23 protein-coding genes are annotated in these 24,621 nt (G+C 35.4%); 7 read left to right on the forward strand and 16 right to left on the reverse strand.

Going from position 1 to position 24,621, the window contains the following annotated elements:
• Nucleotide 1 precedes the first annotated feature (1 nt).
• The 5 genes from DFQ03_RS12905 to DFQ03_RS12925 are packed head-to-tail and all read left to right on the forward strand — an operon-like array spanning nt 2 to nt 4,877.
• On the forward strand, nt 2–364 hold the full coding sequence (locus tag DFQ03_RS12905; RefSeq protein ID WP_317128181.1) for a riboflavin synthase subunit beta: 363 nt from the start codon (nt 2–4) through the stop codon (nt 362–364).
• A complete protein-coding gene (gene mutL, locus DFQ03_RS12910) occupies nt 364–2,214 on the forward strand; it encodes a DNA mismatch repair endonuclease MutL (protein WP_133673599.1) in 1,851 nt (616 codons plus the stop codon). The genes DFQ03_RS12905 and mutL overlap by 1 nt, the downstream gene beginning before the upstream one ends.
• Entirely contained in the window at nt 2,215–2,958 is a 744-nt protein-coding gene (locus DFQ03_RS12915) for a rhomboid family intramembrane serine protease (protein ID WP_133673600.1), read from the forward strand. It begins immediately after the preceding gene.
• A gap of 3 nt (nt 2,959–2,961) precedes the next feature.
• Complete coding sequence (locus tag DFQ03_RS12920; RefSeq protein ID WP_133673601.1) at nt 2,962–3,843, forward strand: rhomboid family intramembrane serine protease; 882 nt, start codon at nt 2,962–2,964, stop codon at nt 3,841–3,843.
• A gap of 2 nt (nt 3,844–3,845) precedes the next feature.
• Nucleotides 3,846–4,877, forward strand: coding sequence for an endonuclease/exonuclease/phosphatase family protein (locus tag DFQ03_RS12925; RefSeq protein ID WP_133673602.1), 1,032 nt, complete (start codon nt 3,846–3,848; stop codon nt 4,875–4,877).
• On the opposite strand, the gene DFQ03_RS12930 is transcribed toward DFQ03_RS12925, so the two are convergent.
• The 9 genes from DFQ03_RS12930 to udk form a co-directional block, all read right to left on the reverse strand.
• Nucleotides 4,867–5,178, reverse strand: coding sequence for a DUF6122 family protein (locus DFQ03_RS12930; RefSeq protein WP_133673603.1), 312 nt, complete (start codon nt 5,176–5,178; stop codon nt 4,867–4,869). The two genes, DFQ03_RS12925 and DFQ03_RS12930, sit on opposite strands and share 11 nt — an antisense overlap.
• Nucleotides 5,171–5,800 (reverse strand): WbqC family protein, encoded by a 630-nt coding sequence (locus DFQ03_RS12935; RefSeq protein ID WP_262711572.1) that lies wholly within the window; start codon nt 5,798–5,800, stop codon nt 5,171–5,173. The genes DFQ03_RS12930 and DFQ03_RS12935 overlap by 8 nt, the downstream gene beginning before the upstream one ends.
• Nucleotides 5,797–7,497, reverse strand: a complete 1,701-nt coding sequence (gene lepB, locus DFQ03_RS12940; protein WP_133673604.1) for a signal peptidase I — start codon at nt 7,495–7,497, stop codon at nt 5,797–5,799. The genes DFQ03_RS12935 and lepB overlap by 4 nt, the downstream gene beginning before the upstream one ends.
• Before the next feature lie 93 nt (nt 7,498–7,590).
• Entirely contained in the window at nt 7,591–8,292 is a 702-nt protein-coding gene (gene dapB / locus DFQ03_RS12945; protein ID WP_133673605.1) for a 4-hydroxy-tetrahydrodipicolinate reductase, read from the reverse strand.
• Nucleotides 8,293–8,294: 2 nt separating this feature from the next.
• The gene (locus DFQ03_RS12950; RefSeq protein WP_243834495.1) at nt 8,295–8,936 is read right to left on the reverse strand and encodes a DUF5683 domain-containing protein; all 642 of its coding nucleotides are present in this window, start codon (nt 8,934–8,936) and stop codon (nt 8,295–8,297) included.
• Nucleotides 8,929–9,837, reverse strand: coding sequence for a ParB/RepB/Spo0J family partition protein (locus DFQ03_RS12955; RefSeq protein ID WP_133673606.1), 909 nt, complete (start codon nt 9,835–9,837; stop codon nt 8,929–8,931). Before DFQ03_RS12955 ends, DFQ03_RS12950 begins: the two co-directional genes overlap by 8 nt.
• Nucleotides 9,838–9,839: 2 nt before the next feature.
• Entirely contained in the window at nt 9,840–10,613 is a 774-nt protein-coding gene (locus DFQ03_RS12960) for a ParA family protein (RefSeq protein ID WP_133673607.1), read from the reverse strand.
• A 189-nt stretch (nt 10,614–10,802) separates the two neighbouring features.
• Nucleotides 10,803–11,135: an FtsB family cell division protein gene (locus tag DFQ03_RS12965; RefSeq protein WP_133673608.1), complete on the reverse strand. Its 333-nt coding sequence runs from the start codon at nt 11,133–11,135 to the stop codon at nt 10,803–10,805.
• On the reverse strand, nt 11,135–11,749 hold the full coding sequence (gene udk / locus DFQ03_RS12970) for a uridine kinase (RefSeq protein WP_133673609.1): 615 nt from the start codon (nt 11,747–11,749) through the stop codon (nt 11,135–11,137). Before udk ends, DFQ03_RS12965 begins: the two co-directional genes overlap by 1 nt.
• 107 nt (nt 11,750–11,856) lie before the next feature.
• On the opposite strand from udk, the gene DFQ03_RS12975 reads away from it, so the two are divergent.
• Together DFQ03_RS12975 and DFQ03_RS12980 are read left to right on the forward strand one after the other, a co-directional pair.
• A complete protein-coding gene (locus DFQ03_RS12975) occupies nt 11,857–13,086 on the forward strand; it encodes a multidrug effflux MFS transporter (protein ID WP_133673610.1) in 1,230 nt (409 codons plus the stop codon).
• Nucleotides 13,087–13,241: 155 nt separating this feature from the next.
• Nucleotides 13,242–14,960 carry a tetratricopeptide repeat protein gene (locus DFQ03_RS12980; protein ID WP_133673611.1) on the forward strand — a complete coding sequence of 573 codons (1,719 nt, stop codon included), beginning with the start codon at nt 13,242–13,244 and terminating at the stop codon, nt 14,958–14,960.
• 69 nt (nt 14,961–15,029) lie between these two features.
• Here the strand turns inward: DFQ03_RS12980 and acs are convergent, their stop codons facing one another.
• The 7 genes from acs to DFQ03_RS13015 form a co-directional block, all read right to left on the reverse strand.
• Nucleotides 15,030–16,937, reverse strand: coding sequence for an acetate--CoA ligase (gene acs, locus DFQ03_RS12985; protein WP_133673612.1), 1,908 nt, complete (start codon nt 16,935–16,937; stop codon nt 15,030–15,032).
• Between the two features lie 68 nt (nt 16,938–17,005).
• A complete protein-coding gene (locus DFQ03_RS12990) occupies nt 17,006–18,700 on the reverse strand; it encodes a sodium:solute symporter family protein (protein WP_133673613.1) in 1,695 nt (564 codons plus the stop codon).
• A gap of 33 nt (nt 18,701–18,733) precedes the next feature.
• On the reverse strand, nt 18,734–18,994 hold the full coding sequence (locus tag DFQ03_RS12995; protein WP_133673614.1) for a DUF4212 domain-containing protein: 261 nt from the start codon (nt 18,992–18,994) through the stop codon (nt 18,734–18,736).
• Nucleotides 18,995–19,126: 132 nt separating this feature from the next.
• Nucleotides 19,127–20,203 (reverse strand): anhydro-N-acetylmuramic acid kinase, encoded by a 1,077-nt coding sequence (locus DFQ03_RS13000; protein ID WP_133673615.1) that lies wholly within the window; start codon nt 20,201–20,203, stop codon nt 19,127–19,129.
• A gap of 24 nt (nt 20,204–20,227) precedes the next feature.
• Entirely contained in the window at nt 20,228–21,784 is a 1,557-nt protein-coding gene (locus DFQ03_RS13005; protein WP_133673616.1) for a glycoside hydrolase family 3 protein, read from the reverse strand.
• Nucleotides 21,777–23,051, reverse strand: a complete 1,275-nt coding sequence (locus DFQ03_RS13010) for an MFS transporter (RefSeq protein ID WP_133673617.1) — start codon at nt 23,049–23,051, stop codon at nt 21,777–21,779. The genes DFQ03_RS13005 and DFQ03_RS13010 overlap by 8 nt, the downstream gene beginning before the upstream one ends.
• On the reverse strand, nt 23,035–24,564 hold the full coding sequence (locus DFQ03_RS13015) for a glycoside hydrolase family 10 protein (RefSeq protein WP_133673618.1): 1,530 nt from the start codon (nt 24,562–24,564) through the stop codon (nt 23,035–23,037). The genes DFQ03_RS13010 and DFQ03_RS13015 overlap by 17 nt, the downstream gene beginning before the upstream one ends.
• Between the last annotated feature and the right edge of the window lie 57 nt (nt 24,565–24,621).

Here is a 24,621-nt window from a genome sequence, read left to right on the forward strand (position 1 = left end):
GATGTTAACAAATTTTGGCATTGGTAACATGCCCTATTTTTCTATTTTAAGTAACTTTGGTGTTATGGGGATGTTGAACAAAATAACTCGGTTAAGAAAAAATAGGTCATTTGAATACAATCCTAGGTATTATGATGGCAAAGGAAAAGGGAATCCGTTTAAAATGGAACCTAAATTCGACCAATTTCGTAGTACGTTAAATACATCTCGAGGATTAAAAAGAAAAATTAATAGTGCTATAGAAGATTCTAAAAGAAAAGGAGATCGCAACTTAAAGATTAGAATGGTAATTATAATTGCGGTATTGGTTCTTATTTTTCTTTATATAATTGATTTTGACCTCACAATTTTCTTTACTTCATAATGGCAGATATTATTAGATTATTACCTGACCATGTAGCAAATCAAATTGCTGCTGGTGAAGTGGTGCAACGCCCATCTTCTGTGGTAAAAGAATTAATGGAGAATGCCATTGATGCCGGCGCCACCGAAATTCAACTTATTATAAAAGATGGCGGTAAGACCTTGATTCAGGTCGTTGATAATGGTAAGGGTATGAGCGGCACCGATGCTCGATTGAGTTTTGAACGCCATGCAACATCTAAAATTCAAAAAGCAGAAGATCTTTTCAATTTAAATACAAAAGGTTTTAGGGGAGAGGCACTAGCTTCTATTGCGGCGATTGCACATGTAGAAATGCTTACCAAAACTGAAGATGACGAGATTGGTACGAAAATTAAAATTGAAGGAAGCAAAATAGTAACTCAAGAAGTTGTTGTTGCCCCAAAGGGAACTTCAATGTTAGTAAAGAATCTATTTTTTAATATTCCTGCTAGACGTAATTTTTTAAAATCTGATCAAGTTGAATATCGGCATATAGCAGATGAGTTTCATAGAATTTCATTGGCACATCCGCAGGTGGCATTTAATTTTTATAATAACGGTAGCGATGTATTTCAGTTACCATGTACCGATTTTAGAAAACGTATCGTACATATTTTTGGTAGAAAGACCGATGAGAAGCTTGTACCTGTTGAAGAAGAAACGCACGTAGTAAGAATTTCAGGGTATATTCAAAAACCTGAATTTGCTAAAAAGAGTAGGGGAGAACAGTTTTTCTTTGCTAATAATAGATTTATAAAGAGTCCGTATTTACATCATGCTATTTTGGGTGCTTTTGAAGGATTAATTCGACCGGGTACACACCCTGGTTATTTTTTGAATTTAGAGGTTGATCCGGGTACAATTGATATAAACATACACCCAACGAAAACAGAAGTGAAGTTTGATGACGAGCATACGTTATATGCCATGCTTAAATCTACTGTAAAACATAGTCTGGGTCAATTTAATGTTGTACCTGCTTTAGACTTTGAGCAAGACCAAAATTTAGATACTCCGTATTCATATAAAAACAAACAGGTAGGTATACCTCAGGTGGTGGTAGATTCTTCTTTTAATCCTTTTGAGACAGTAAAACCTTCAAAAAGTAATTCTGGAGGTGGTAGTTATTCCAAACCAAAAGTTGATGGTTGGCAGAATCTATATGTAGGTTTAGAAAATACTGTTGATGGTGGAGCTAGTCATTTAGAGTTTGAGTCAGAGGTTGTCAATAGTAGTATTTTTGATGGTGAAAAAGAGTTGTTAGATCATTTTACTACTACTTTTCAAATGCGTAAAAAGTATATTATTACGACCATAAAATCTGGTATGGTGGTCGTAAATCAAAGTAGAGCTCACCAACGTGTGCTTTACGAGAATTTTTTAAAGAATATAACCATAAAAGAAGCTGTAAGTCAGCAATTACTTTTTCCGTTGACCTTATCTTTTTCTACTAGTGAAATTAACATCTTAAAAGAGATTAAAGAGAATTTATGTACTGTAGGTTTTGTATTCGGAGAAATTACTGAAGACGGAGTAGAGATTTCTGGTGTTCCTGTCTTAGTTGTTGAGAGTGAGGTTCAAATGATAATGGAGCAACTGATTTCAGATTTTCAACAAGAGGTACCTGGTGATAGTTTTTCTCAAAGTGATATGTTGGCAAAAACGTTGGCAAAAACCCTCTCGGTTAAAACAGGTGAAACTTTAGACGAGATTTCTCAAGTGAAGTTGGTTAATGACCTTTTTGCATGTAAGGAAACGACATTGAGTCCGTTTAACAAAAAAGTTTACATTACGCTTACAGAGAATGATATTGAACGAAAATTTATATAAATGGGAAGAATTACAGATACTATTAAGCATTTACTGATTATCAACGTTCTATTTTTTGTTGCTACACAAATGTATGGCGAGCAAATGTACGAGTGGTTTTCATTGTATTTCCCAAAAAACGAACACTTTGAGCTTTGGCAAATTATAACACATATGTTCATGCATGGTGGCTTTATGCATATACTTTTTAATATGTATGCATTATGGGCTTTCGGTACACCATTAGAGCGAATGTGGGGAAGAAATAAATTTTTATTTTTCTATATCTCAGCGGGTTTAGGAGCAGCTTTAATTCATATTGGTGTAAACTATTATTACTATAATGCCGGAATGAGTGCTTTGGTAGATGCTGGTATTTCTGAAAGTAGTATTCTAGAGATCATTAACAGTGGGCAGTATAATACAGAGTGGTATAAGATTGCAGGTCAATCTACGATTGATAATTTTTTAGGTGCTTTTAATACTCCTGTGGTTGGTGCGTCGGGAGCAATATATGGTATTTTGGTGGCATTTGGAATGTCTTACCCCAATAGCGAATTGTTTCTTATTTTTCTTCCCGTGCCTATCAAAGCAAAATTCTTTATACCTGTTTTAATTGGTCTAGATTTGTTTTCAGGAGTTACAGGGTACAGTTTGTTTGGACAAGGTATAGCGCATTTTGCACACGTAGGTGGTGCCTTGTTCGGATTCTTGATGATGTGGTACTGGAAAAAAAATCAGTTTAATAAAAACAGGTGGAACTAAACTATGGCTCAACCAGATTTAAAATATCAATTTAGTAGGTTAAACATTGCGGAGAAAATCATTGCGGTGAATGTAGTGGTTTTCATTGTAAATGCCCTGATACCATTCTTGCTTGGCTTACAAAAAAACGCCATTGTTCAATGGTTCGAATTGCCTAATGATATTGTTGATATTGCTTTTCAGCCTTGGTCTATTGTTACCTATTCATTTTTTCATGGAGGTATAGGTCATCTGTTTTGGAACATGTTGATGATATATTTTGTTGGTCGAATATTTCTGAATCTCTTTGATGTAAAACGATTTTTGAATGTATATGTACTAGGAGTCATTTTAGGTGGCTTATTCTTTGTACTAGGGTATAACATATTTCCTGCTTTTTTTGATGTCAATGCATCTTTAATTGGAGCTTCGGCTGGTGCTAGTGCCGTTTTGATATTTATTTGTACTTATTTGCCCAATCAAGAGGTTAGGGTCATATTTTTCAATGTGAAGCTTTGGATGGTTGGCGCAGTGTTAGTACTTAGCGATTTAATTCAATTACCAATTAGTAACTCTGGTGGACATTTAGCGCATTTGGGTGGGGCATTTTTAGGATACTTATATGCTAGTCAATTAACGAAAGGAAACGATATAGGGTCTGGATTTTCGAAGTTTATGGATAGTATAGCAAATTTGTTCAAAGGTTCTGGGAAGAAGGCTCCAATGAAAACGGTTTATAAAAATAAAAGTACTACCCGTAATAAAACTAATTCTACCTTAGATTACGATAAGAAGACACATCAAAAAAAGATTGATGCTATTCTAGATAAAATAAGCAAGTCTGGTTATGAAAGTCTTTCAAAAGCAGAAAAGGACTTTTTGTTTAAAGCCGGTAAAGAGAATTAAGCATGAAGAAAATGTCTTTTTTTAAAAAGTTCATGTTATTCTTAAATTGGATTATAGCTTTCAGTTTGTTTTTAGCTTGTATAGTTCCTTATACATCATCTGCTAGTTTAGCCTTTATTAGTTTAACAGTACCTGCATTGGTTTTAATTAATATGTTATTCTTCTTGTATTGGTTACTTGGGAAAAAGATATATCTGCTGTTGTCACTTTCAATATTAGTCTTTGGTTACTTTACACTTGGTTCTTTTATAGCATTTAATGGTCGACAAAAACCAATTAAGGATGTTAATGTTATCTCCTTATTGAGTTATAATACATTAGGGTTTAATAGTAAGTATCAAAGTGAATGGGAAAAAATTACAAGCACAGAAGTTATAGAATTTGTGGAAGGGGAAAATGTGGATATCATTTATTTTCAAGAATTTGAGTCTCATTATGTTAAGGATGATATGTTGAAAAGCTATCCATATGTAGCAAATAAAATTGAATTTGGTGATGAAGAAGCTAGTAATGATTTGGCAATTTATTCTAAGTATAAAATAATCAATAACGGTGAGTTAGATTTTCCTAATACTTATAATGGAGGGGTGTACGCTGATATTGTAATAAAGAAAGATACTTTACGTTTTTATAATCTTCATTTACAGTCTTTGAGGATTCGACCAAATTATTTCAAAAAGGAGCGTTCAGATAAACTATTCGTTCGGCTTAGAGATTCTTTTGATAAGCAACTATGGCAATCAGGTATCGTTAGAAATCATATTAATGCAAGTCCTTATCCTGTTATTGTGGGAGGTGATTTCAATAATACACAATTCTCTAAAGTGTATTTTAATATTAAAGGTGATTTAAAGGATAGTTTCTTGGAATCGGGACGAGGTTACGGTGAAACCATAAAATTTTGGAAGTTCCCATTTAGGATAGATATGATCTTAATAGATCCTTCTTTTAAAATATTAAATCATAAAAATTATAATATTGACTTATCTGACCATGAGCCCATCATGGCAACATTTAAAATACCTAGTGAATAAAATAGCAATCTACAGTATCTGCTAAAATATGTATGAGTAATGACAGACCAACAATTCGTGTTTTCTTGTAAGCAAACAATAAGGCGTATACGCCAATTGCCCAATAGGTGTGTAAAGGGTGAAAATTGATACTGCATCGATTAGGGTCAAACATTGGCGTAGCCAAAAGATGGTCGATATCAATTACAATTGCAGATAATAATATAATAGAAGCCCAAAGCTTATTTTCTTTATAGAAATAAATAGCAATTATAATGGGTACAATGAAATGTATTCCATAATGTGCTATGAATCTAATCATTATCAGTGGCTATGAACTCGTGATTGAGATATGCTATACTATTAGGGCCTAGGTTAAATAGAAGGTCTAATATGCTTAAATTAGGAGTAAAGCCATGTCTATCGCCAAACACTTGTGTATAGGGTTCTATATTTAATTGAGGGGTGTACTTAGCACTTATTAAAAATCTAAAATCATCTTTGTCTTCAGGGGTAATCTCATATGCAAGAGTTTTTTCTTTCGGCATTTCTAGTTGAAGACACTCAAATATCGTCTCTATGGTCTTTATATTGAAGTCAAGTAGGCTTTCATAAGTTTGATGGTAAAGAGGTTTAATATCATCTTCATAAAATTCAAAGAAAGGCGATGTTCTATAGGCAGTTTCTAAGGTGCGCCAATGTTGACGTTGCCACGGATAAGAATTGTCTATCAAAACATCTTTATATTTTTGTCTACCATTTGCTCTACCTGCATGAATTATTGGTATGCTCAATATATGTTTGCCTCGATCATTAGAAATATAAGTTCTATTTCTAAACGTCTGTTTTTGGTAATTATCATTTACCTCCCAACAAATTGGGTGGTGCATAATATAACTGAATGTAAGTATGTTCGGAAAATATGAGGGATGAATTAATTTCACTTTTTTTCCTTTTTACGTTTCCAGAACCAATTTCCTACGAAATAGGCTACTAGTAGAATTAAGAAATACTTGAAATAAGATTGTGGTTCTCCGTCGCCATTCACCGTAGTAAATATACGATCCCATCTTGGTCTCCAGTTGCTGATGCCTTCTGTGAAATTGTCAAAACTCATCCATATGAAAATAGGTGTTCCGACAATATGGTTTTCTGGTACATAACCCCAGGCTCTACTATCTTCAGAGTGATCTCTGTTATCACCCATCATCCAAAAGTAATCTTGTTTGAAAGTATATGTAGTAGCTGGTGATCCATTAATGCTAATTTGATTACCAGATACAGAAATTTCATTCTTTTCGTATTCCTTGATAATCTTTTTGTAGAGTGGAAGTACTTTTAAATTCAAGTCTACCGTTGCTCCTTTTTGAGGAATGTATATAGGTCCTAATTGACTATAATTCCAAGGGTAATCAGGACTCTGAGGAAATAGGTTGATGCCTCTTCTCCCTTTTTCCGTAACTATTTGAACTACAGAATCTATATCAGGATTTTTTCTTAGTGAAGAAACCATATCAGCTGTTAGTGGCACAGTACGTTTTCTGTCGGTTATCTCTTTTAATGCTAATCTATATTTAGATATCACATTTGAAGGTATACCAGTTGCTTTTGTGCCTAACTCTAATTGACCGTTCTCAGATTGATTAAAGCCTATTAAATAGGGTCTTAATCCATTTACTTGGTCTTGGTTAAGCGGACTTGATTGATATTTTCTAATGAAATCGGTAATGCCCAAATTATCAAGTGTTCTAGACGATACACCTTTGGAGCTATAGATATCGTAGTCGTACTGTGGTTTAGCGCTTTTTGGTAGTTCTAATTGCTTTCCATTTATAAAAACGTAACCATTACGAACTTCTAAAGAATCGCCTGGTACGCCTACACAACGTTTTACATAGTTCGATTTTTTGTCTATTGGTTTGTCAACACCTTTTTCTTTTTTGAAAAATACACGAACGGTATCGGCAGGCCAACTGAAAACTACAATATCGTTTCTTTCTACTTTGGTAAACCCTGGTAATCTAAAGTAGGGTAGTTGTGGTTTTTTCAAGTAAGAAGGAATTCCTAAGCCTGGTAATGTATCATGTACCATTGGTGCGGCAACTGTTGTCATTGGTGTTCTGGCACCATAGTGAAACTTACTTACGAAAAGAAAATCACCAACTCTTAAGGTGCGCTCCAATGATCCCGTAGGTATTACATATGGTTGTATAAAATAGGTATGTACTAGTGTGGCTGCAACAACAGCAAATAAAATGGAACTGACCCATTCTCCTGCAGCAGTTTTCGGGTGTAAAGAACGGTCTTCAACGTATTTAACATCTAGTGTGTAGTTTACATAGTAAATGTAAAAACCAAGTGTTAATACGACTATCCAAGTTTCTAATTTACTATTTCTGCCAAAGCTTCTTATGGTTTCTACCCATAATACCGGGAACATTAATAAGTTGATAATAGGTATGAACAATAATATTACCCACCATTTAGGTCTATTGATAATTTGCATTAAAACTATAGCGTTGTAAACAGGTATTGCAGCCTCCCAAGCTTTTCTTCCTGCTTTTACGTAAAGTTTCCAAGTACCTAAAAAATGTATTACTTGTACAATGAGAATAAAAATAATCCATTGAGTGCCGTTCATATTCTTTAATTTTTATTGAAATAGTATGAATTTTTTGATGTTTGGTTCACATCAATAATCCATCAGTCTTTTAGATTGATTTTTGTTACGCTTTTAACCTAGGTTTAACACATCTCGCATAGAGAAAATACCTGTTTTACCAATTATCCATTCTGCTGCAGTAACAGCTCCTAGGGCAAATCCTTCTCTATTGTGTGCAGTATGTTTTATTTCTATACTATCAACAATACTGTCGTAGGCAACGGTATGGGTGCCTGGTACCTTGCCAATTCTTTTTGATGTAATTTTTAAAGTTTCTTTTGATGCGCTGTCTAATTTCCATTGCGAGTAATTAGAATTAGCAATGACACCTTCTGCTAAAGTTATCGCCGTACCACTAGGGGCATCTAATTTTTGGGTATGGTGTATTTCTTCCAGCTCAACTTTATATTCAGGAAGATTTTGCATCATTTTTGCCAAATAATTATTCAGCTCGAAAAAAATGTTCACTCCTAAACTAAAATTAGAGGCATATATAAAAGCACCATTCTTTTCTCGACATAGAGTAGTGGCATTTTCATATTTATCTAACCAGCCAGTTGTACCCGATATTATAGGAACATTGTTATGTAAACATTTGGTGATATTACCGAAAGCTGCTTCTGGCATACTGAAATCAATAGCAACATCCATAGTGCTAAAATCAATATTTTCAGAATTCTCGTCAATTTTTGCAACAATTTTATGACCACGCTTTATAGCCATTTGTTCTATCATTTGCCCCATTTTTCCGTATCCGAAAAGTGCGATTCTCATTCTTAAAATTTTATAATTAATGCCATTCCGTAATTAGGGCTGTTGGTCACTTGATTTAAATCAAGATAAGGTTCAAAGTCTATACTTAGGTCATCGTCAATGTTGAATTGTTTTAAATGCGCGTCAACGTTAGCGTCTACTATATTTAAGGCATATAATGCGATAGCAGCAACTAGCCAAAGATCACGGTCATTTTGAAAACGTTCTTGTTGACTTTCTAGCCTTTCTACATCAAAAAGTGGTAATGTTCCCTCGCCGTTAAATTCGTCATCTGTAAAGCCAGCTTGTCTTCTTATGAATGCAGTTCTGAAACGTTGATACTGATCATTGTTCCAAGTATACATATAAACACTTCCGCCGATAGCTCCCCAGACAATAGGCGCTTTCCAGTATCGCTTATTATAAATTTGCCCCATACCAGGTAGAATAGCAGAGTAAAATGCCGCTTTACTTGGCGCTAATGGATTAAATTCTTTTTTAGCTTTTTTAAATGAAACGGAGTCTTTAATGACAACTCCCTTTTTATCCAAGTCAGCTTGCACACTATCTATTTCACTTTTAGGAATAGAATCTTGCTCTTCTTGAGAAAAGGAGAAATTAATGAATAATAATAATGTACTAAATAATGAAAGATAGCTACGCACCTGTTATCAATTTTTTGATACGGTCAAATTCCTCTTGAGACTTAAATGGTATGGTTATTTTTCCTCTTGCATTATCAGCAGATTTTATGTCCACTTTTACCGATAAAGCATCAGTAAGTTCTTTTATGCCTTTGCGTACAAAAACAGAAGCCTCCTTTTGTGCGGGCTTTGCTGTCTCTTGCTTAGGTACATCATCAGCATGATATGCTTTTACTGCACTTTCAGTATCCCTAACGGAAAGGTTGTCAAAGATTATTTTTTCGTAAAGTGATATTTGATCTTGCTTTTTATAAATGTTTACCAAAGCTCTACCATGACCCATACTTAAGAAACCGTCACGCATGCCTGTTTGAATAATCGGGTCTAATTTCAATAAACGTAAATAGTTAGCAATAGTAGATCTTTTTTTGCCAACACGCTCGCTAAGTCTTTCTTGAGTAAGATTAATCTCATCTATAAGACGTTGGTAAGAGAGTGCAATTTCAATTGGGTCTAAATCTTGACGTTGTATATTTTCAACCAAAGCCATCTCTAAAGACTCTTGGTCATTAGCGATACGTATATAAGCTGGTATAGTTTCTAGACCTAAAAGTTTAGAAGCACGATATCTTCTTTCTCCAGATACTAATTGGTACTCGTTAAAGCCTAATTTTCTTACTGTAATTGGCTGAATGACACCTAACTCTTTTATAGATGCGGCTAGTTCTTTTATAGACTCGTCATTGAAATTAGAACGCGGTTGAAATGGGTTTACTTCAATATGTTCTAAATCGAGTTCAATAATATTACCTACAACTTTATCTGCATTCTTGTCTGATGCTGTGTTTATATCATTTTCCGGATCTTTTAAAAGAGCCGAAAGTCCTCTACCTAAAGCTTGTTTTTTTGTCGCTTTTGCCATACTTAAACCGTCTGCTTATTTTTTTTGACTATCTCGTTAGCCATGTTCAAATAGTTAGTTGCTCCTTTACTGGCAGCATCGTATTTGATTATACTTTCTCCATAACTAGGAGCTTCACTTAATCTAACATTGCGTTGAATTACAGTTTCAAAAACCATATCTCCGAAATGCTTTCTTACTTCATCAACTACTTGGTTCGATAATCGTAATCTAGAATCGTACATTGTCAACAACATGCCTTCAATATCTAAATCTGCATTATGTAATTTTTGAACACTTTTTATGGTATTCAATAATTTTCCTAATCCTTCTAGCGCAAAATATTCACATTGAATCGGTATAATAACCGAATCTGCAGCGGTAAGTGCATTTAAGGTTAATAAGCCTAATGAAGGCGCACAATCGATTAAGATATAATCATAATCTTTTTTAAGGTCGATAATAGCCTTTTTCATCATGTACTCACGCTCATCTTTATCAACCAATTCTATTTCAATGGCGACAAGGTCGATGTGTGCAGGAATAAGGTCTACATTTGGGGAGGTCGTTGGTATAATAGTTTCCCTCGCAGTTTTGGTGTGTTCCATCAGCTGGTATGAACCTAGCTCAACACCATCTACATCAATTCCTAACCCAGAAGTTGCATTTGCTTGGGGGTCAGCATCGATTAATAAAACCTTTTTTTCCAATACACCTAGCGAGGCAGCTAAGTTAACTGTGGTGGTAGTTTTACCTACGCCTCCTTTTTGATTGGCTATAGCAATAATCTTGCCCATGTTCAAAGTAAGTTAGGTGGTAAAAATACAATTATTTATGGGGCTAATGAAAGCTTTTTGTTAACACTAAGTGAATAAGCGCTGAGTTTTCATTAATAAAGCGTTAAACTTTTAATTATGAAATGGTTAAGTCGTCGTTTTTTGTGTAGTATGTAGAAAGACTAAAACTTATTAAAATGATATGAAAAACTATTCTTTATCCTTGAGTTTTAAACTGTCCTCGTATTCAATAAGGTATATTTCTTCGTTCTTTTTCTTTAAATAATACTCTTCTCGAGCAAATCGCTCAAGTTCATCTTCATCAGATAACTTTTCGATAATTTTTTTATCCCTCGCAATTTCATCTTTCAAGAAGTCTTGGGTTTTTTCTAGTTTTTTTATCTCTTTTCTTAATTCTAAATGAATTAGAAGTGAGTTGGTATCGAAAAAAAGCATCCAAACAACAAAAACGGACAGTACCAATACATACATATTGGTCATGATTTTAAACCATTTTTTTTGTTTTAAATCTTTAAATGCCATTACTCTTGCATTATTTTTTCATTAATAATACTCTTAACAATTTCAACGGCAACCGTATTATATTTATTATTCGGAATAATAATATCTGCATACTCTTTTGTTGGCTCAATAAACTGTTCGTGCATTGGCTTTATTACGGCTTGGTATTTTTCTATGGTTTCATCTAAATCCCACCCTCTTTCGTTAACATCTCGCTTCAATCTTCTGATCAGTCTTTCATCGGTATCTGCATGAACGAATATTTTAATATCGAACATTTTACGAATAGCAGAATTCGTCATTATTAAAATACCCTCTACGATAATAACCTTAGTTGGGTGAGTTAATACTGTTTTTGCCGTTCTATTGCATTCTAAAAATGAATATACTGGTTGCTCGATCGATTCACCATTTTTTAATGCAATTAAATGCTGCTCAAGTAGTGCAAAATCTATTGAACTTGGGTGGTCAAAGTTGGTTTTACGTCTATCTTCAAGAGATAAATGAGATAGGTCGTTGTAGTACGAATCTTGTGAAATTACCCCAACTTCTTCATTTGGTAATTCATTTATAATTTGATTTACTACTGTGGTTTTTCCACAACCTGTTCCACCGGCAATACCTATAATAAGCATACATTGTAATTTAATGCAAAAGTACATATTTGAATTTCAAAAATGCATAAACTTAAAAATCAACTTTTATTAACATTGCTTGTATTGTTAAGCCTTATTTTTGCACGATGCAGAATGAACAGGTAAAACCGAATTTTGAGTTTGTTGCCCTAATGGCTTCTTTGATGTCAATTGTTGCGTTAACTATAGACGCAATTTTACCTGCCATGGCAGATATTGGTATTTCTATTAATAGTTTAGATCCCACCCAAAATCAATTACTGGTCACCATGATTTTTTTAGGTTTGGGAGTAGGGCAGTTATTTTTTGGTCCGCTTTCAGATAGTCTTGGTAGAAAACCAATTGTTTACTTCGGATTTACCGTTTTTTTGGTCGCCAGTATCATTTGCTTATTAGCCCCTAATCTTGAAATAATGCTTGTTGGTCGTGTATTACAAGGTATTGGTTTATCGGCACCAAGGACCATAAGCATTTCCATAATTCGTGATACGTACATAGGCGATTATATGGCAAAAATAATGTCGTTTGTTACTGCTTTCTTTATTCTGGTTCCTGTGGTGGCACCTGCAATCGGTAAAGCTGTAATGGGCCTAACAGGTTGGCAGGGCATTTTTTATATGCAACTGTTTTTTGCCTTATTAGTGGGAATTTGGTTTTATAAAAGACAAAAAGAAACCTTAAAACCAGAATACAAAGTTCCTTTTTCTCTCAGTGTATTTGTTAGCGGAACTAAAGAGATTTTTAGATATAAGGAAACAGTATCGTGCACCTTAATTTCAGGGTTGATTACAGGTTCGTTTTTAGTGTATTTAAGTTCTGCTCAGCATGTTTTTGAAGAGCTTTATGGGCTGACAGAAACTTTCCCTTACGTGTTCGCAGGGTTAGCACTATCCGTTGGTTTTTCAACCTTAATGAACGGTACCTTGGTATTGCGCTTCGGAATGCGAAATTTATCTTTTGCAGCTTTGGTAGCGTTCACTTCTATTGCCTTGTTGTATACTTTGTTGTTTTTCGGTTCAAAAGATCCTAGTATTACTGTCTTGTTAATATTTCTTTCGTTGTTATTTCTGTGCTTAGGATTTATCTGGGGAAACATGCGATCTATTGCAATGGAGCCTATTGGACATATTGCCGGAATAGGCGCAGCAATCACCGGATTCATTTCTACGATTTTGTCTATCCCCATTTCTATTTTTGTAGGTAGTTTTATTAAGGATTCAGTCTGGGCACTTTTTGCTGGCTTAGGTGTTTGCGGTTTAATTTCTGTTGTGCTATTTATGACTTTTAAAACGCGTCCTCTTTTTGCAAATAATCACGCCTTCTCAAATCAATCATAACTAATAAAGTCTTGTTGGTACTTGCGGTTGAGAATTTATAGCCTTTTGTCAATTATACGTTTTTAAATGCTATTTACACGTTAAGTCTTTGGTTTATAGTATCATGAATTTATATTGTGAATGTTATGTTTTGATAAATATTAATGTTTACAGCTATGAAAAATTCATTTCTTTATGTACTAGTTCTACTTTTTGTTTTCATGGCATGTAAGAATAGGGGTAATACAGAAGACATTTCAAACAGACCCTTTATAGCTTGTGCTCCGATCACAACAGATATAACATGGTATCAATCTGATAATATCGCTCCACTTATCGAAGGGTTAGATGTGATGGAATTTCCTGTAACTACCAATAATAGGCTAGCACAAAAATTTGTAAACCAGGGAATGGTATTGGCGTACGGATTCAACCATGCAGAGGCGGCACGATCTTTTTACTATGCAACAAAATTGGATCCGAATTGCGCGATGGCATATTGGGGTTTTGCCTATGTTTTAGGTCCAAATTATAATGCGGGAATGGAACCGGATAACTATCAAAGAGCATACGATGCAGTTCAAAAAGCAAAGGAATTGGCTAAAAATAATGCTTCTCAAAAAGAAAAGGATTTAATTGATGCCTTGTCAAAAAGATATGTTCAATTTCCGGTTGAGGATAGAGGTAATCTAGATTTAGCATACTCAAATGCATTGCGTGAAGTTTATAATCATTATTCTTACGATGCAGATGTTGCAGCTTTGTATGCCGAGTCACTAATGGATATGTTTCCTTTTGATTTGTGGGATGAAAAAGGAAATCCTAAAGAAAGAACAAATGAAATTATTCAGGTAGTTAATAGAGCTTTGGAAATAGATCCAAAACATCCTGGTGCGCATCACTTTAAAATTCATATGCTTGAAGCCTCCTTGCATCCAGAAGACGCCTTGGAAAGTGCTAAAATTTTTGATGAAGGTCTAGTGCCCGGTGCCGGGCATCTTGTTCATATGCCTTCTCATGTTTATATTAGAACAGGAGATTATCATAAAGGTACATTGGCAAATATACGTGCAGTAGCTGTTGATAGTACTTACGTAGCTGCCTGTAATGCTCAAGGAGCTTATCCACTTGCTTATTTTCCACATAACTATCATTTTATGGCAGCAACTGCTGCATTAGAGGGTAATAGTGAATTGGCATTAAAGGCATCTAATAATGTTGCAAAGCACTCAAGTACTATTTTGATGAAAGAACCCGGTTGGGGAACACTTCAGCATTATTATTCGATACCGTTCTACATGAATGTGAAGTTTGGCAAATGGCACGAAATATTGAATATTGAAAATGAAGTACCTTCTTTAAAATACCCATCTGCAGTTTTAAACTACGCACGTGGTTTGGCATTTTTAAGATTGGATAAAATAGAACATGCTAAAAAAGAACTTCACTCATTAGAAATTTTCGCAGAAGATGAGAGCCTAAAAGAAATATCTATTTGGGAAATTAACTCGGTCGACGTATTGGTTCAAATAGCCAAAAATGTTTTAGAAGCTGAGATTATGGCTAAAGAATCTAAATATTTGGAAAGTATAGCATTATTAAAAGAAGCTGTTAAAATTGAAGATGACTTAAATTATAACGAACCACCAGATTGGTTTTTTTCGGTAAGGCATCATCTTGGAGCTGTTCAAATCGAAGCAGAATTATACAATGATGCTGTTCAAACCTATAAAGACGACTTGGTTAAACTACCTAAAAATGGTTGGGCTTTACACGGTTTAAAACTTGCTTATGAGAAACTTGATGATCAAAATATGGTTGAGCAAATAGATATGCAAATAAAAGAGAGCTGGTCAACGGCCGATATTCAATTAACTTCTTCTCGAATAAAGTAAAAATTCATCAAACTCGATGTAAATTTGAGTTTGATGAATATTGTAATAATATAGTACCGTCTTTTCAGACTATAATGAATTCTCCATAATTTCCTGAACTACCTCTGGGTTCAGTAGGGTACTGGTATCACCTAAATTGCTGGTGTCATTACTGGCAATTTTACGTAGAATTCTTCGCATGATTTTTCCACTGCGGGTTTTTGGTAATCCCGATACAAACTGTATTTTATCTAGTTTAGCAATAGGACCCACATGTTCGGTAATCTGCTGATTGATTTCTTTTCTTAGATTGTCACGATCTCTACTTTCACCTGTTTCCTTTAAGATGACATAGCCATAGAGGGCATTTCCTTTTACATCATGTGGAAAACCTACTATAGCTGATTCTGCTACTGCCGGGTGCTCATTGATAGCATCTTCAATTGGTGCGGTGCCTAAATTATGACCAGATACAATAATGACATCATCGACACGACCTGTTATTCTGTAATACCCTACGGCATCTCTCAAAGCTCCATCACCTGTAAAATACATGTTTTCATAGGCTGAAAAATAGGTGTCTCTATAACGATCATGATTTCCCCAAATAGTTCTTGCAATAGATGGCCAGGGAAATTTAACACATAAACGGCCTTCTACTTGATTTCCTTTTATCTCTTTGGCATTCTCATCCATCAAAGCAGGTTGAATACCAATAAATGGTAGCGTTGCGTAAGTCGGAGTAGTCGGAGTTACATACGGAATAGGAGTAATCATAATACCACCAGTCTCGGTTTGCCACCAAGTATCTACAATTGGGCTGTTCTTTTTACCCACATTATTATTGTACCAATGCCAAGCTTCCTCATTTATTGGTTCGCCCACAGATCCTAATACTTTAAGACTCGATAGGTCATATTTTTCAACGTATTCTAAGTTCTCTTTCGCTAATGCTCTAATAGCTGTTGGCGCGGTATAAAACTGATTTACTTTATGTTTTTGGACCACATCCCAAAATCGACCAAAATCTGGATACGAAGGAACGCCTTCAAACATCAAAGTAGTTGCACCATTGGCTAACGGTCCATAAACTATATACGAGTGTCCTGTAATCCATCCAATATCGGCAGTACACCAATACACATCATTCTCTTTATATTGAAATACATTTTTAAAAGTATATGCTGTATACACCATGTAACCAGCTGTGGTATGGACCATTCCTTTTGGGGTTCCTGTTGATCCCGAAGTATAAAGAATAAACAATGGGTCTTCGGCATCCATAATTTCGGCTACACAATCTGCATAAGCTTCATCAAGTAATGGCTGTAGCCATTTATCTCTTCCTGGCACCATAGTAATGTCAGAACCCGTACGTTTTACAACCAAAACATTCGCTACACCTGGGCATGCTTCTAATGCTTTATCTACAATACCTTTTAAATCGATAGATTTATTGCCGCGAAAAGATCCGTCTGATGTCAATACAATTTTACAGTCAGAATCATTGATACGTGTTGATAGTGCGTGAGATGAAAACCCTGCAAATACTACCGAATGTATCGCACCAATACGTGCACATGCTAAAAGTGCTACCGATAACTCAGGAATCATGGGTAAATAAATACACACACGATCACCTTTTTTAACACCATGGTCCAATAAAACATTTGCCATACGACAAACACGTTCATGTAGTTGCCTGTAAGTAATATGAAGTGCTTCTTCATCAGTATTGTTGGGTTCGAATATGATTGCCGTTTTTTCACCTCTTGTTGGTAAATGACGATCTAAACAGTTTTCGGTAATGTTCAATTTCGCACCTTCGAACCATTTTATCTCGGGCTTCTTAAAATCCCAATTAAGAACATTGTCCCAGCGCTTGCGCCAAACAAAATGTTCTTCGGCAATTTCTTCCCAAAATGCTTCAGGATTACGGACTGATTTTCGGTAGACTTGATAATACTCCTCCAGATGTTTAATGTGGTAATTACTCATGGTATGCGTTAATTTAATATGCAAAGGGTGTTGAAATCCTTTGGTTGTTGAATGTTGATTTGTTTTTGTTAATGTCCTGTGGCTTCACCTGCACCACTAGGTATTCTAATATTTTCTACAATTTCTTGAACATCTTTAGGTGGTTCCGGAGTGAATTGAAGAACGATAATTGCTATAATAAAGTTAGCAATCATAGCGATACTACCAAAGCCTTCGGGCGAAATACCGAACCACCAATCTGCCGGGGTTCCACCACCAAACCAGCCAAATTTAAACTTGGTCATATAGAAGAGCATAAGAACGATGCCGACTACCATTCCGCTAATCGCTCCTTCTTTATTCATTTTTTTATAAAATATACCAAGAACTATTGCGGGGAAGAATGATGCCGCTGCCAAACCGAATGCCAGTGCTACCACGGCAGCAACAAAACCGGGCGGATTAATACCAAAATAACCTGCGATTACTACTGCTACTGTCGCTGCGCCTCTTGCGACCCATAATTCTGCTTTGTCTGAAATATTCGGTTTAAATACTTTTTTGACCAAATCATGAGAAACAGATGCTGAAATCACTAATAAAAGCCCTGCGGCTGTTGAAAGTGCAGCTGCTAATCCGCCAGCTGCTACCAAAGCAATTACCCATGCAGGTAAATCTGCAATTTCAGGATTTGCCAAAACCATAATGTCATTATCTATGGTTAACTCATTTTTGGTTTTATCAGCTACATATTGAATTTTGCCATCTTCATTTTTATCATCAAAAGATAGGAGTCCCGTTTCTTCCCAGTTTTTAAACCAAACTGGCATGCTAGAATATTCTTCATCACTAACGGTGTTAATAAGATTAGTCTTTGCAAATACAGAAACAGCTGGTGCTGTGGTGTAAAGAATAGCAATTAATAGCAATGCTAAACCAGCAGATTTGCGTGCATCTTTTACTTTTTTAACGGTAAAAAATCGAACGATTACATGCGGTAATCCTGCGGTACCTACCATTAAGGCTAAAGTAATTGCAAAAATATCTGTTATGGATTTAGAGCCATCGGTATATTCGTTGAACCCAAGTTCTGTTGATAATCCGTCTAGCTTATCTAATAAGAAAGTGCCAGAGCCATCATTTAAAGTTGACCCCATGCCTAATTGCGGAATAGGGTTTCCGGTCATTTGTATGGATATGAAAATAGCGGGAACCATAAAGGCAAAAATCAAAACGCAATACTGTGCAACCTGTGTATAAGTGATGCCTTTCATTCCACCTAAAACAGCATAGAAAAGAACGATGATCATGCCTATTATAACACCTGTATTGATATCTACTTGAAGAAATCTTGAGAAGACTACACCAACACCGCGCATTTGACCAGCTACGTAAGTAAATGACACAATTAGTGCGCAAATAACAGCCACAATACGTGCTGTTTTAGAGTAGTAGCGATCACCAATAAAATCAGGAACGGTGAACTTGCCGAATTTTCTTAAGTAAGGTGCCAATAGTAATGCTAGTAATACATAACCGCCCGTCCAGCCCATTAAGTATACGGAGCCGTCATATCCGGCAAAGGATATTATCCCTGCCATTGAAATGAATGATGCTGCGGACATCCAATCGGCTGCCGTTGCCATTCCGTTGGCAAGTGGTGAAACTCCGCCACCGGCAACATAAAAGTCTTTTGTGGATCCTGCTCGCGAATAAATCGCGATTCCTATGTACAGTGCAAAGGTGAGGCCTACTAAAAAATACGTCCAGGTTTGAACACTCATAATGTAGTTTTTTGGTGGTTAAAGGTTGTGGTATTATTCGTCGTATCCATATTTTTTGTCCAACTTGTTCATAAGTCTTACATAAACAAAAATCAGGATGACAAATACATATATTGATCCTTGCTGAGCAAACCAAAAACCTAATTTGAAACCTCCTATTTTTATAGTATCCAAAGATTCTTTAAATAGTATTCCCGCACCGAAAGAAACCATAAACCAGATAGCCATTAAAATGAATAAGTACCTAATATTTTCTTTCCAGTATGCGGTTGCTTTCTTTTGTTTTTCTGACATGTCTATTTCGGTTTTGATGAATTGAGTATCCTTCATAACTATCACAGGAAACTTCAATAAAAATTAGTTCGCTACAGCGGTAAATCGTTGTGTTTCTTAATCTCGAATATCGAGTAAATTAGGTAAAAAAGTTTAATTGGGTATGAACAATACTCCACTAGAAGAATCTTTTTTCGCGCCAGTAACAGATGAGAGCACATTTGTTAATTGTTCTACTCTTAGTACACCCATCAAAGCAAATACCAATGCTTCTTTAAATTCTATAATTATTTTTTCTGGCACAACTACCTTGGTTGAATCTCCTAACTTTTGTTGTAAGGTCTTAATTAAAAAGGAGTTCAATGCACCGCCACCTGTAACCAATAATTGTTGCCTGTCGTGCATGAAATTAAGATTGATTTGTTGCGCTACCTTATCGCATATATGATGAACACTTGTATGAAGTAAATTTTCTAAGGTGTCGTCCGTTTCTTCAACAATGGGCACAACTTCTTCTAAAAACCACTCATAACCAATTGATTTTGGGTGTGGCAGCAAATAATATTTAAGATTATTTAACCGCTCTAGCATTTCTGGATTGATACCACCAGAACGTGCAAGTTTTCCATCTTCATCATATTCTAAATCTACCTTTCTGGTAATGTAATTTAAAATCATATTTGCCAAACCGATATCATAAGCAATTCTCTTGTCCTTTATTTCAAAAGATACATTACTGATACCACCAAGATTCAGACAATAATCATATTCGTTGAAAAAAATGCGATCACCTATAGGCACTAGTGGAGCTCCTTGTCCGCCAAGTGCCAGGTCATTTGTTCTGAAATCTGCAATTACTTTAATACCTGTAGCATTTGCTATATGTTGCCCTGAACCTACTTGAAAAGTAAGACCCATTTCTGGTCTGTGGTGGGTGGTATGACCGTGACTGGCAATGTAGTCTACTTCTAATTTGTTCTCGTTTATAAATATCGAGGTTTGCTCACCTAGCCAACTACCGTAAGTGTTATGTAATTCAATAAGTTTTTCTGCGGATAGACTGATTGCATTTTTAAGGGTATTCAACATATCTGATGAATACTTAACACTTTTTGTTTCTTTAATAACAAACTCCCACACCCCATTTTTCTCCCAAATGTGGCAATATGCTAAATCTAGACCATCTAATGATGTGCCCGACATGAGGCCAATAATTTTATATGTTTTCATTTGGATGTTTTATAATACAATGAATTAGTTTAATAGAACTGGTAATTTTCCTTTTGCTTCAATACTACCTAAAAAATGTTCGGTGGCAACATCTTGAAATTCTTTGAAATTCTGATAAGCAATTACAGTTGCCGTTGTTTTTTCGGTTTTAAAAAACTTAAGCGCATACGGATTCCCAAAGTGATATAGCACAACATTTTTAGTTGTAATTAGGTCGTTTATAAAGTTGATTTCTTCGTCAAAAAATCCGAAGCTGTTAGTCGGCTTTATTTGTGGGGGAGTTAATAGAAGTAAGATTTCGGTTTCCATCTCAACTTCTTTTTTCATTTCAAAGATATTATTTAAAATATCTTGCTTCGTTTGGTCGGTACCAAATCGTTTTATGGTTAACGTACAGAAATTTGTTGTTTTAAATGCTGCAATATCTGTAGCTGAACCATGATGTAAAGTCAGTGAATTCTCTGCTATTTTTCTATTTAAAGAACTAGCGTCGGTTATCTCTAGTTCTAAACCCTCTTTCGATATCGCTTTTTCTTTCAGCTGCCAAATTCGTTCAATACTTTTGTTGATTTGAGTCTCAGTGGCATTTTTTAAGATGAGCTGAATTCCTTCTTTTATATGTTCGGCAAAACATAAAACATCATTACCGGCGTCAAAAGCTAACCATTCTAGTTCTCCCTTAATAGGATAATGTTTTGATACCGCATGCATATTCAAGGCATCGGAAATAACAACGCCGTCAAATCCCATTTCAGTACGTAGTATTCCGGTAATAATATCTTTATTGATGCTTGAAGGTAGACTTGCGTTTTTAGTTAATGCAGGAACAGATAAGTGACCCACCATAACTGAATCGACACCTTCATCAATTAATTTTTGAAAAGGATACAATTCATTTTCAATTAGTTCTTCTTTCGATTTATCTATAACCGGTAATCCTAAATGCGAATCTGTAGCGGTATCTCCGTGACCAGGGAAATGTTTAATGCTCGTGAGTACACCTTCACTTTGGGTTCCTTTTACAAATGCAGTTGTCATAGCGACTACGTTGTACTTGTCATCACCAAAGGAGCGATACCCGATTACAGGATTATTCGGATTTATGTTTATATCAACAACAGGAGAAAGATTCCAATGAATACCGGCAGCTTTACAATCTTTGGCTATTTGCTTACCCACTTCAAAAACTAATGTTTCATTATCCGCATTTGCACCAAGAGTTATGGCATATGGATATTGGGGAGTATTTTCTATTCGCATGGCTAATCCCCATTCGGCATCAATAGATATCAATAGGGGGTAGGTTGCCGCTTTTTGATATCTATTGATGAGGTTTTTTAAGGTGTCAAAACTATTTTCATTGACCACTATTTTTTTCTTGCCTTCGAAATTGGTAGCAGCACTTGCTCTTGAATGAAAAAAACAGAGTCCGCCAACGTGGTGCTCCGAAATCAGTTTTTCTAATTGCTGTATCTCTTCTTCTGTATCATTTATAAAAGCTGCGGGCATAAAAAGCTGTCCGACTTTCTCAATTAAAGAGATTTGTGTTAATGCTTCTTTTGTAGGTATAATTTTATTCATTGGGAACTGATGTTTTTTTGCCGAAATCTGCGGGATAAGAAATGAATTTTAGTAAGAATAGCGCAGGTAAGGCAGCAATAACTACCCAAACGAAAAATCCGTCATAACCCAGCCATTGTTGAATATAGCCGCTAACCATACCTGGTAGCATCATGCCCAGCGCCATAAAACCTGTGGCAATGGCATAATGTGATGTTTTAGATTTGCCGTCGGCAATATAAATGAGGTACATTAAAAAGGCGGCAAAACCGAATCCGTAACCGAATTTTTCAAAAATCACTGTTGCTGTTACTGCATAAATATTAGTAGTATTTGTCATCGCTAATACTGCATATAAGATGTTAGGTAGGTTTAGTGAAAGTACCATGGGTAACATCCATTTTTTTAATCCATCTCTAGAAATTAAAACACCTCCTAAAATACCTCCAATAGAAAGAAAAATAACTCCTGCTGTACCGAAAATTGTTCCAAGCTGTTCTGTTGAATATCCTAATCCGCCTTTATCGGGAGTATCCAATAAAAAGGGAGAAGCCATTTTTACTAATTGAGATTCACCCAAACGATAGGTTAGTATGAACGCTAAAGCAATACCTATACCTGGTTTTTTGAAAAAAGTGGCGAATACTTCTAAGAATCCTGCAGGCTTTTCTTTTTCTTCGTTGCTTTCAGATTCATATTTCGGTGTAACAAAGAAGTTGGTAACCGTCATGATCAACATTAAAAACGCTGCAGCAGACATGGTTACACTCCAAGCTTTGGTATTGTCACCATATTTGTTTTCTAAAAATCCTGCTAAAACAACGATCAATCCTTCACCGGTTACCATTGCTAGCCTGTAAAAAGTACTTCGCATACCTACGAAAAAAGATTGTTTTTTTTCAGTCAAACCTAGCATATAATACCCGTCTGAGGCGATGTCGTTAGTTGCCGAGGCAAAGGCAGCCATCCAAAAACAGGCTAAAGATGATATGAAAAACATATTGGTAGGTAAGGTCAAACCAACACCTAATAGTGAAATCGCAATTAATAGTTGCATGGTTAAAAACCATTTACGCTTAGTACTTTTTAAATCTACAAGCGGACTCCATAATGGTTTTAAAACCCAAGGTAAATACAATAAACTGGTGTATAGCCCGATGTCTTCATTGCTGACGCCTAATTTTTTGTACATAATTACCGAAACGGTAACCACCAAAACATACGGCAACCCTTGTGTGAAATATAAAACCGGAACCCATGCCCAGGCGCCTTTATCTTTTTGAATCATTTTTAGGATAGTTCTTTAGGTTGATGACTGTTGGTTTCGTTTCTGCACCATAAAAATCAATAAAGCTGATACTGTAAAATGATTTACGGTAATCTGATTTTGATATGCGAATAGAATTTCCTGTCACTAAATTTTTATATAATAATTTTTTAATAGGATACGCCTCTTTCACTTTTCTCCCTGCCTTATAAAGAAGTGCATACCGCAAGCCTTTTAAATCGTCGTATTCTAAAATAACCTCATCATCATCTAATGAAACATCTAAAAGTTTAGGTGACGTTGAAATATGATTTTTTGCCAGTGAAGAAACAGGATTTAAAGCAGGTAACTTGTAATATTTCTTATGAATATAATCAACAACATCGTCATTGTCGCTCATTAAAGATTTGGCACTGAACATGATATTACCTTGAATTTGCGGAGTCTCTCGGGCGAGTTCTAATTGATTGGGTATCTCTTTAATATCGTACCACGCTTTATCGCTGTTATTTCTAATTTTATATGGACCGTTACCTATATATAGGTTAGTGCCATAATTGTTTTTTGACCACCAGTCTACAATTTTGGTGTGAGATGCTACAGGTAAATCCATACTCCAATATACTTGTGGTGCTAGGTAATCGATCCAACCTTTTTTCATCCAAAGTAAAGGGTCTGCATATAAATCTTCGTAGGTGGTTTGCCCTGCTTTGGTATCTGAACCTTTTGGATCGGTCGAATTGTTTTTCCAAACCCCAAACGGACTAATACCAAACTGTACCCATGGCTTAACCGATTTTATAGTTTTGTGAGATTGACTTACAAGAGAATCTATATTGCTACGTCGCCAGTCATCAATAGTTTGATCCTTTTGTGCGTAAGTTTCAAATGCAAAAGAGTCATTAAAAACTTCATTGGTGATTTTATAAGGATAGAAATAATCATCGAAATGAATGGCATCAACATCATAGGTAGAAACTAACTCTGCGATAATGTTAGAAAAATGCTTGCGTACTTCTGGCAATCCAGGATTGTAGTAGTTCTTTTTACCGTAATGTACCATCCACTCAGGGTTTGTGCAATAGTCATGCGTTTCTGATAGTACTTCAAAATTCTCATCGAAAGTTGCTCTATACGGGTTTAGCCATGCGTGGAATTCCATACCACGTTGGTGGGCTTCATTGATCATCCACTCAAGAACATCTGTATTCCATTTTGGAGGTGTTCCTTCTTCACCCGTAAGAAATCTGGAATATGGTGCGTAATCAGATTTGTAAAAAGCATCACCTGCAGCACGAACTTGTACAATTACAGCATTGTAATTTTCCTTTTCATAAAAATCTAGAATTTTAAGGTAGTCCGCTTTTTGTTTCTCTTCAGAATCATTGCCATTTTTAGGCCAATCGATATTGACCACTGTAGCTATCCATACACCTCTAAATTCTCTCTTCGGATGTTTTTCGTACGATTGAAAAACTCCGCAAGAATTAAGAAGTAAAAGTAGTAGTGTGAGTAGTGTTAGTTGTTTTGTCATAAATGTAAAAAAGGCCCATTTTAAAACTAAAAATAGGCCTTTTAATTCAATTTAGTT

It is taken from the genome of Maribacter caenipelagi (assembly GCF_004364175.1).
Classification (GTDB): Bacteria; Bacteroidota; Bacteroidia; order Flavobacteriales; family Flavobacteriaceae; genus Maribacter; species Maribacter caenipelagi.

Coding starts and splice junctions, on each gene's coding strand:
- DFQ03_RS12990 (WP_133673613.1), bottom strand. CDS start 18,700: ATGAGTGTTCAAACCTGGACGTATTTTTTAGTAGGCCTCACCTTTGCA.
- DFQ03_RS12955 (WP_133673606.1), bottom strand. CDS start 9,837: ATGGCAAAAGCGACAAAAAAACAAGCTTTAGGTAGAGGACTTTCGGCT.
- DFQ03_RS13010 (WP_133673617.1), bottom strand. CDS start 23,051: ATGATTCAAAAAGATAAAGGCGCCTGGGCATGGGTTCCGGTTTTATAT.
- DFQ03_RS12930 (WP_133673603.1), bottom strand. CDS start 5,178: ATGATTAGATTCATAGCACATTATGGAATACATTTCATTGTACCCATT.
- DFQ03_RS12995 (WP_133673614.1), bottom strand. CDS start 18,994: ATGTCAGAAAAACAAAAGAAAGCAACCGCATACTGGAAAGAAAATATT.
- DFQ03_RS12925 (WP_133673602.1), top strand. CDS start 3,846: ATGAAGAAAATGTCTTTTTTTAAAAAGTTCATGTTATTCTTAAATTGG.
- DFQ03_RS12915 (WP_133673600.1), top strand. CDS start 2,215: ATGGGAAGAATTACAGATACTATTAAGCATTTACTGATTATCAACGTT.
- dapB (WP_133673605.1), bottom strand. CDS start 8,292: ATGAGAATCGCACTTTTCGGATACGGAAAAATGGGGCAAATGATAGAA.
- DFQ03_RS13015 (WP_133673618.1), bottom strand. CDS start 24,564: ATGACAAAACAACTAACACTACTCACACTACTACTTTTACTTCTTAAT.
- DFQ03_RS13000 (WP_133673615.1), bottom strand. CDS start 20,203: ATGAAAACATATAAAATTATTGGCCTCATGTCGGGCACATCATTAGAT.
- lepB (WP_133673604.1), bottom strand. CDS start 7,497: ATGAACGGCACTCAATGGATTATTTTTATTCTCATTGTACAAGTAATA.
- DFQ03_RS12920 (WP_133673601.1), top strand. CDS start 2,962: ATGGCTCAACCAGATTTAAAATATCAATTTAGTAGGTTAAACATTGCG.
- udk (WP_133673609.1), bottom strand. CDS start 11,749: ATGCTTATTATAGGTATTGCCGGTGGAACAGGTTGTGGAAAAACCACA.
- DFQ03_RS12965 (WP_133673608.1), bottom strand. CDS start 11,135: ATGGCATTTAAAGATTTAAAACAAAAAAAATGGTTTAAAATCATGACC.
- DFQ03_RS12960 (WP_133673607.1), bottom strand. CDS start 10,613: ATGGGCAAGATTATTGCTATAGCCAATCAAAAAGGAGGCGTAGGTAAA.
- DFQ03_RS12905 (WP_317128181.1), top strand. CDS start 2: ATGTTAACAAATTTTGGCATTGGTAACATGCCCTATTTTTCTATTTTA.
- DFQ03_RS12975 (WP_133673610.1), top strand. CDS start 11,857: ATGCAGAATGAACAGGTAAAACCGAATTTTGAGTTTGTTGCCCTAATG.
- DFQ03_RS13005 (WP_133673616.1), bottom strand. CDS start 21,784: ATGAATAAAATTATACCTACAAAAGAAGCATTAACACAAATCTCTTTA.
- acs (WP_133673612.1), bottom strand. CDS start 16,937: ATGAGTAATTACCACATTAAACATCTGGAGGAGTATTATCAAGTCTAC.
- DFQ03_RS12980 (WP_133673611.1), top strand. CDS start 13,242: ATGAAAAATTCATTTCTTTATGTACTAGTTCTACTTTTTGTTTTCATG.
- mutL (WP_133673599.1), top strand. CDS start 364: ATGGCAGATATTATTAGATTATTACCTGACCATGTAGCAAATCAAATT.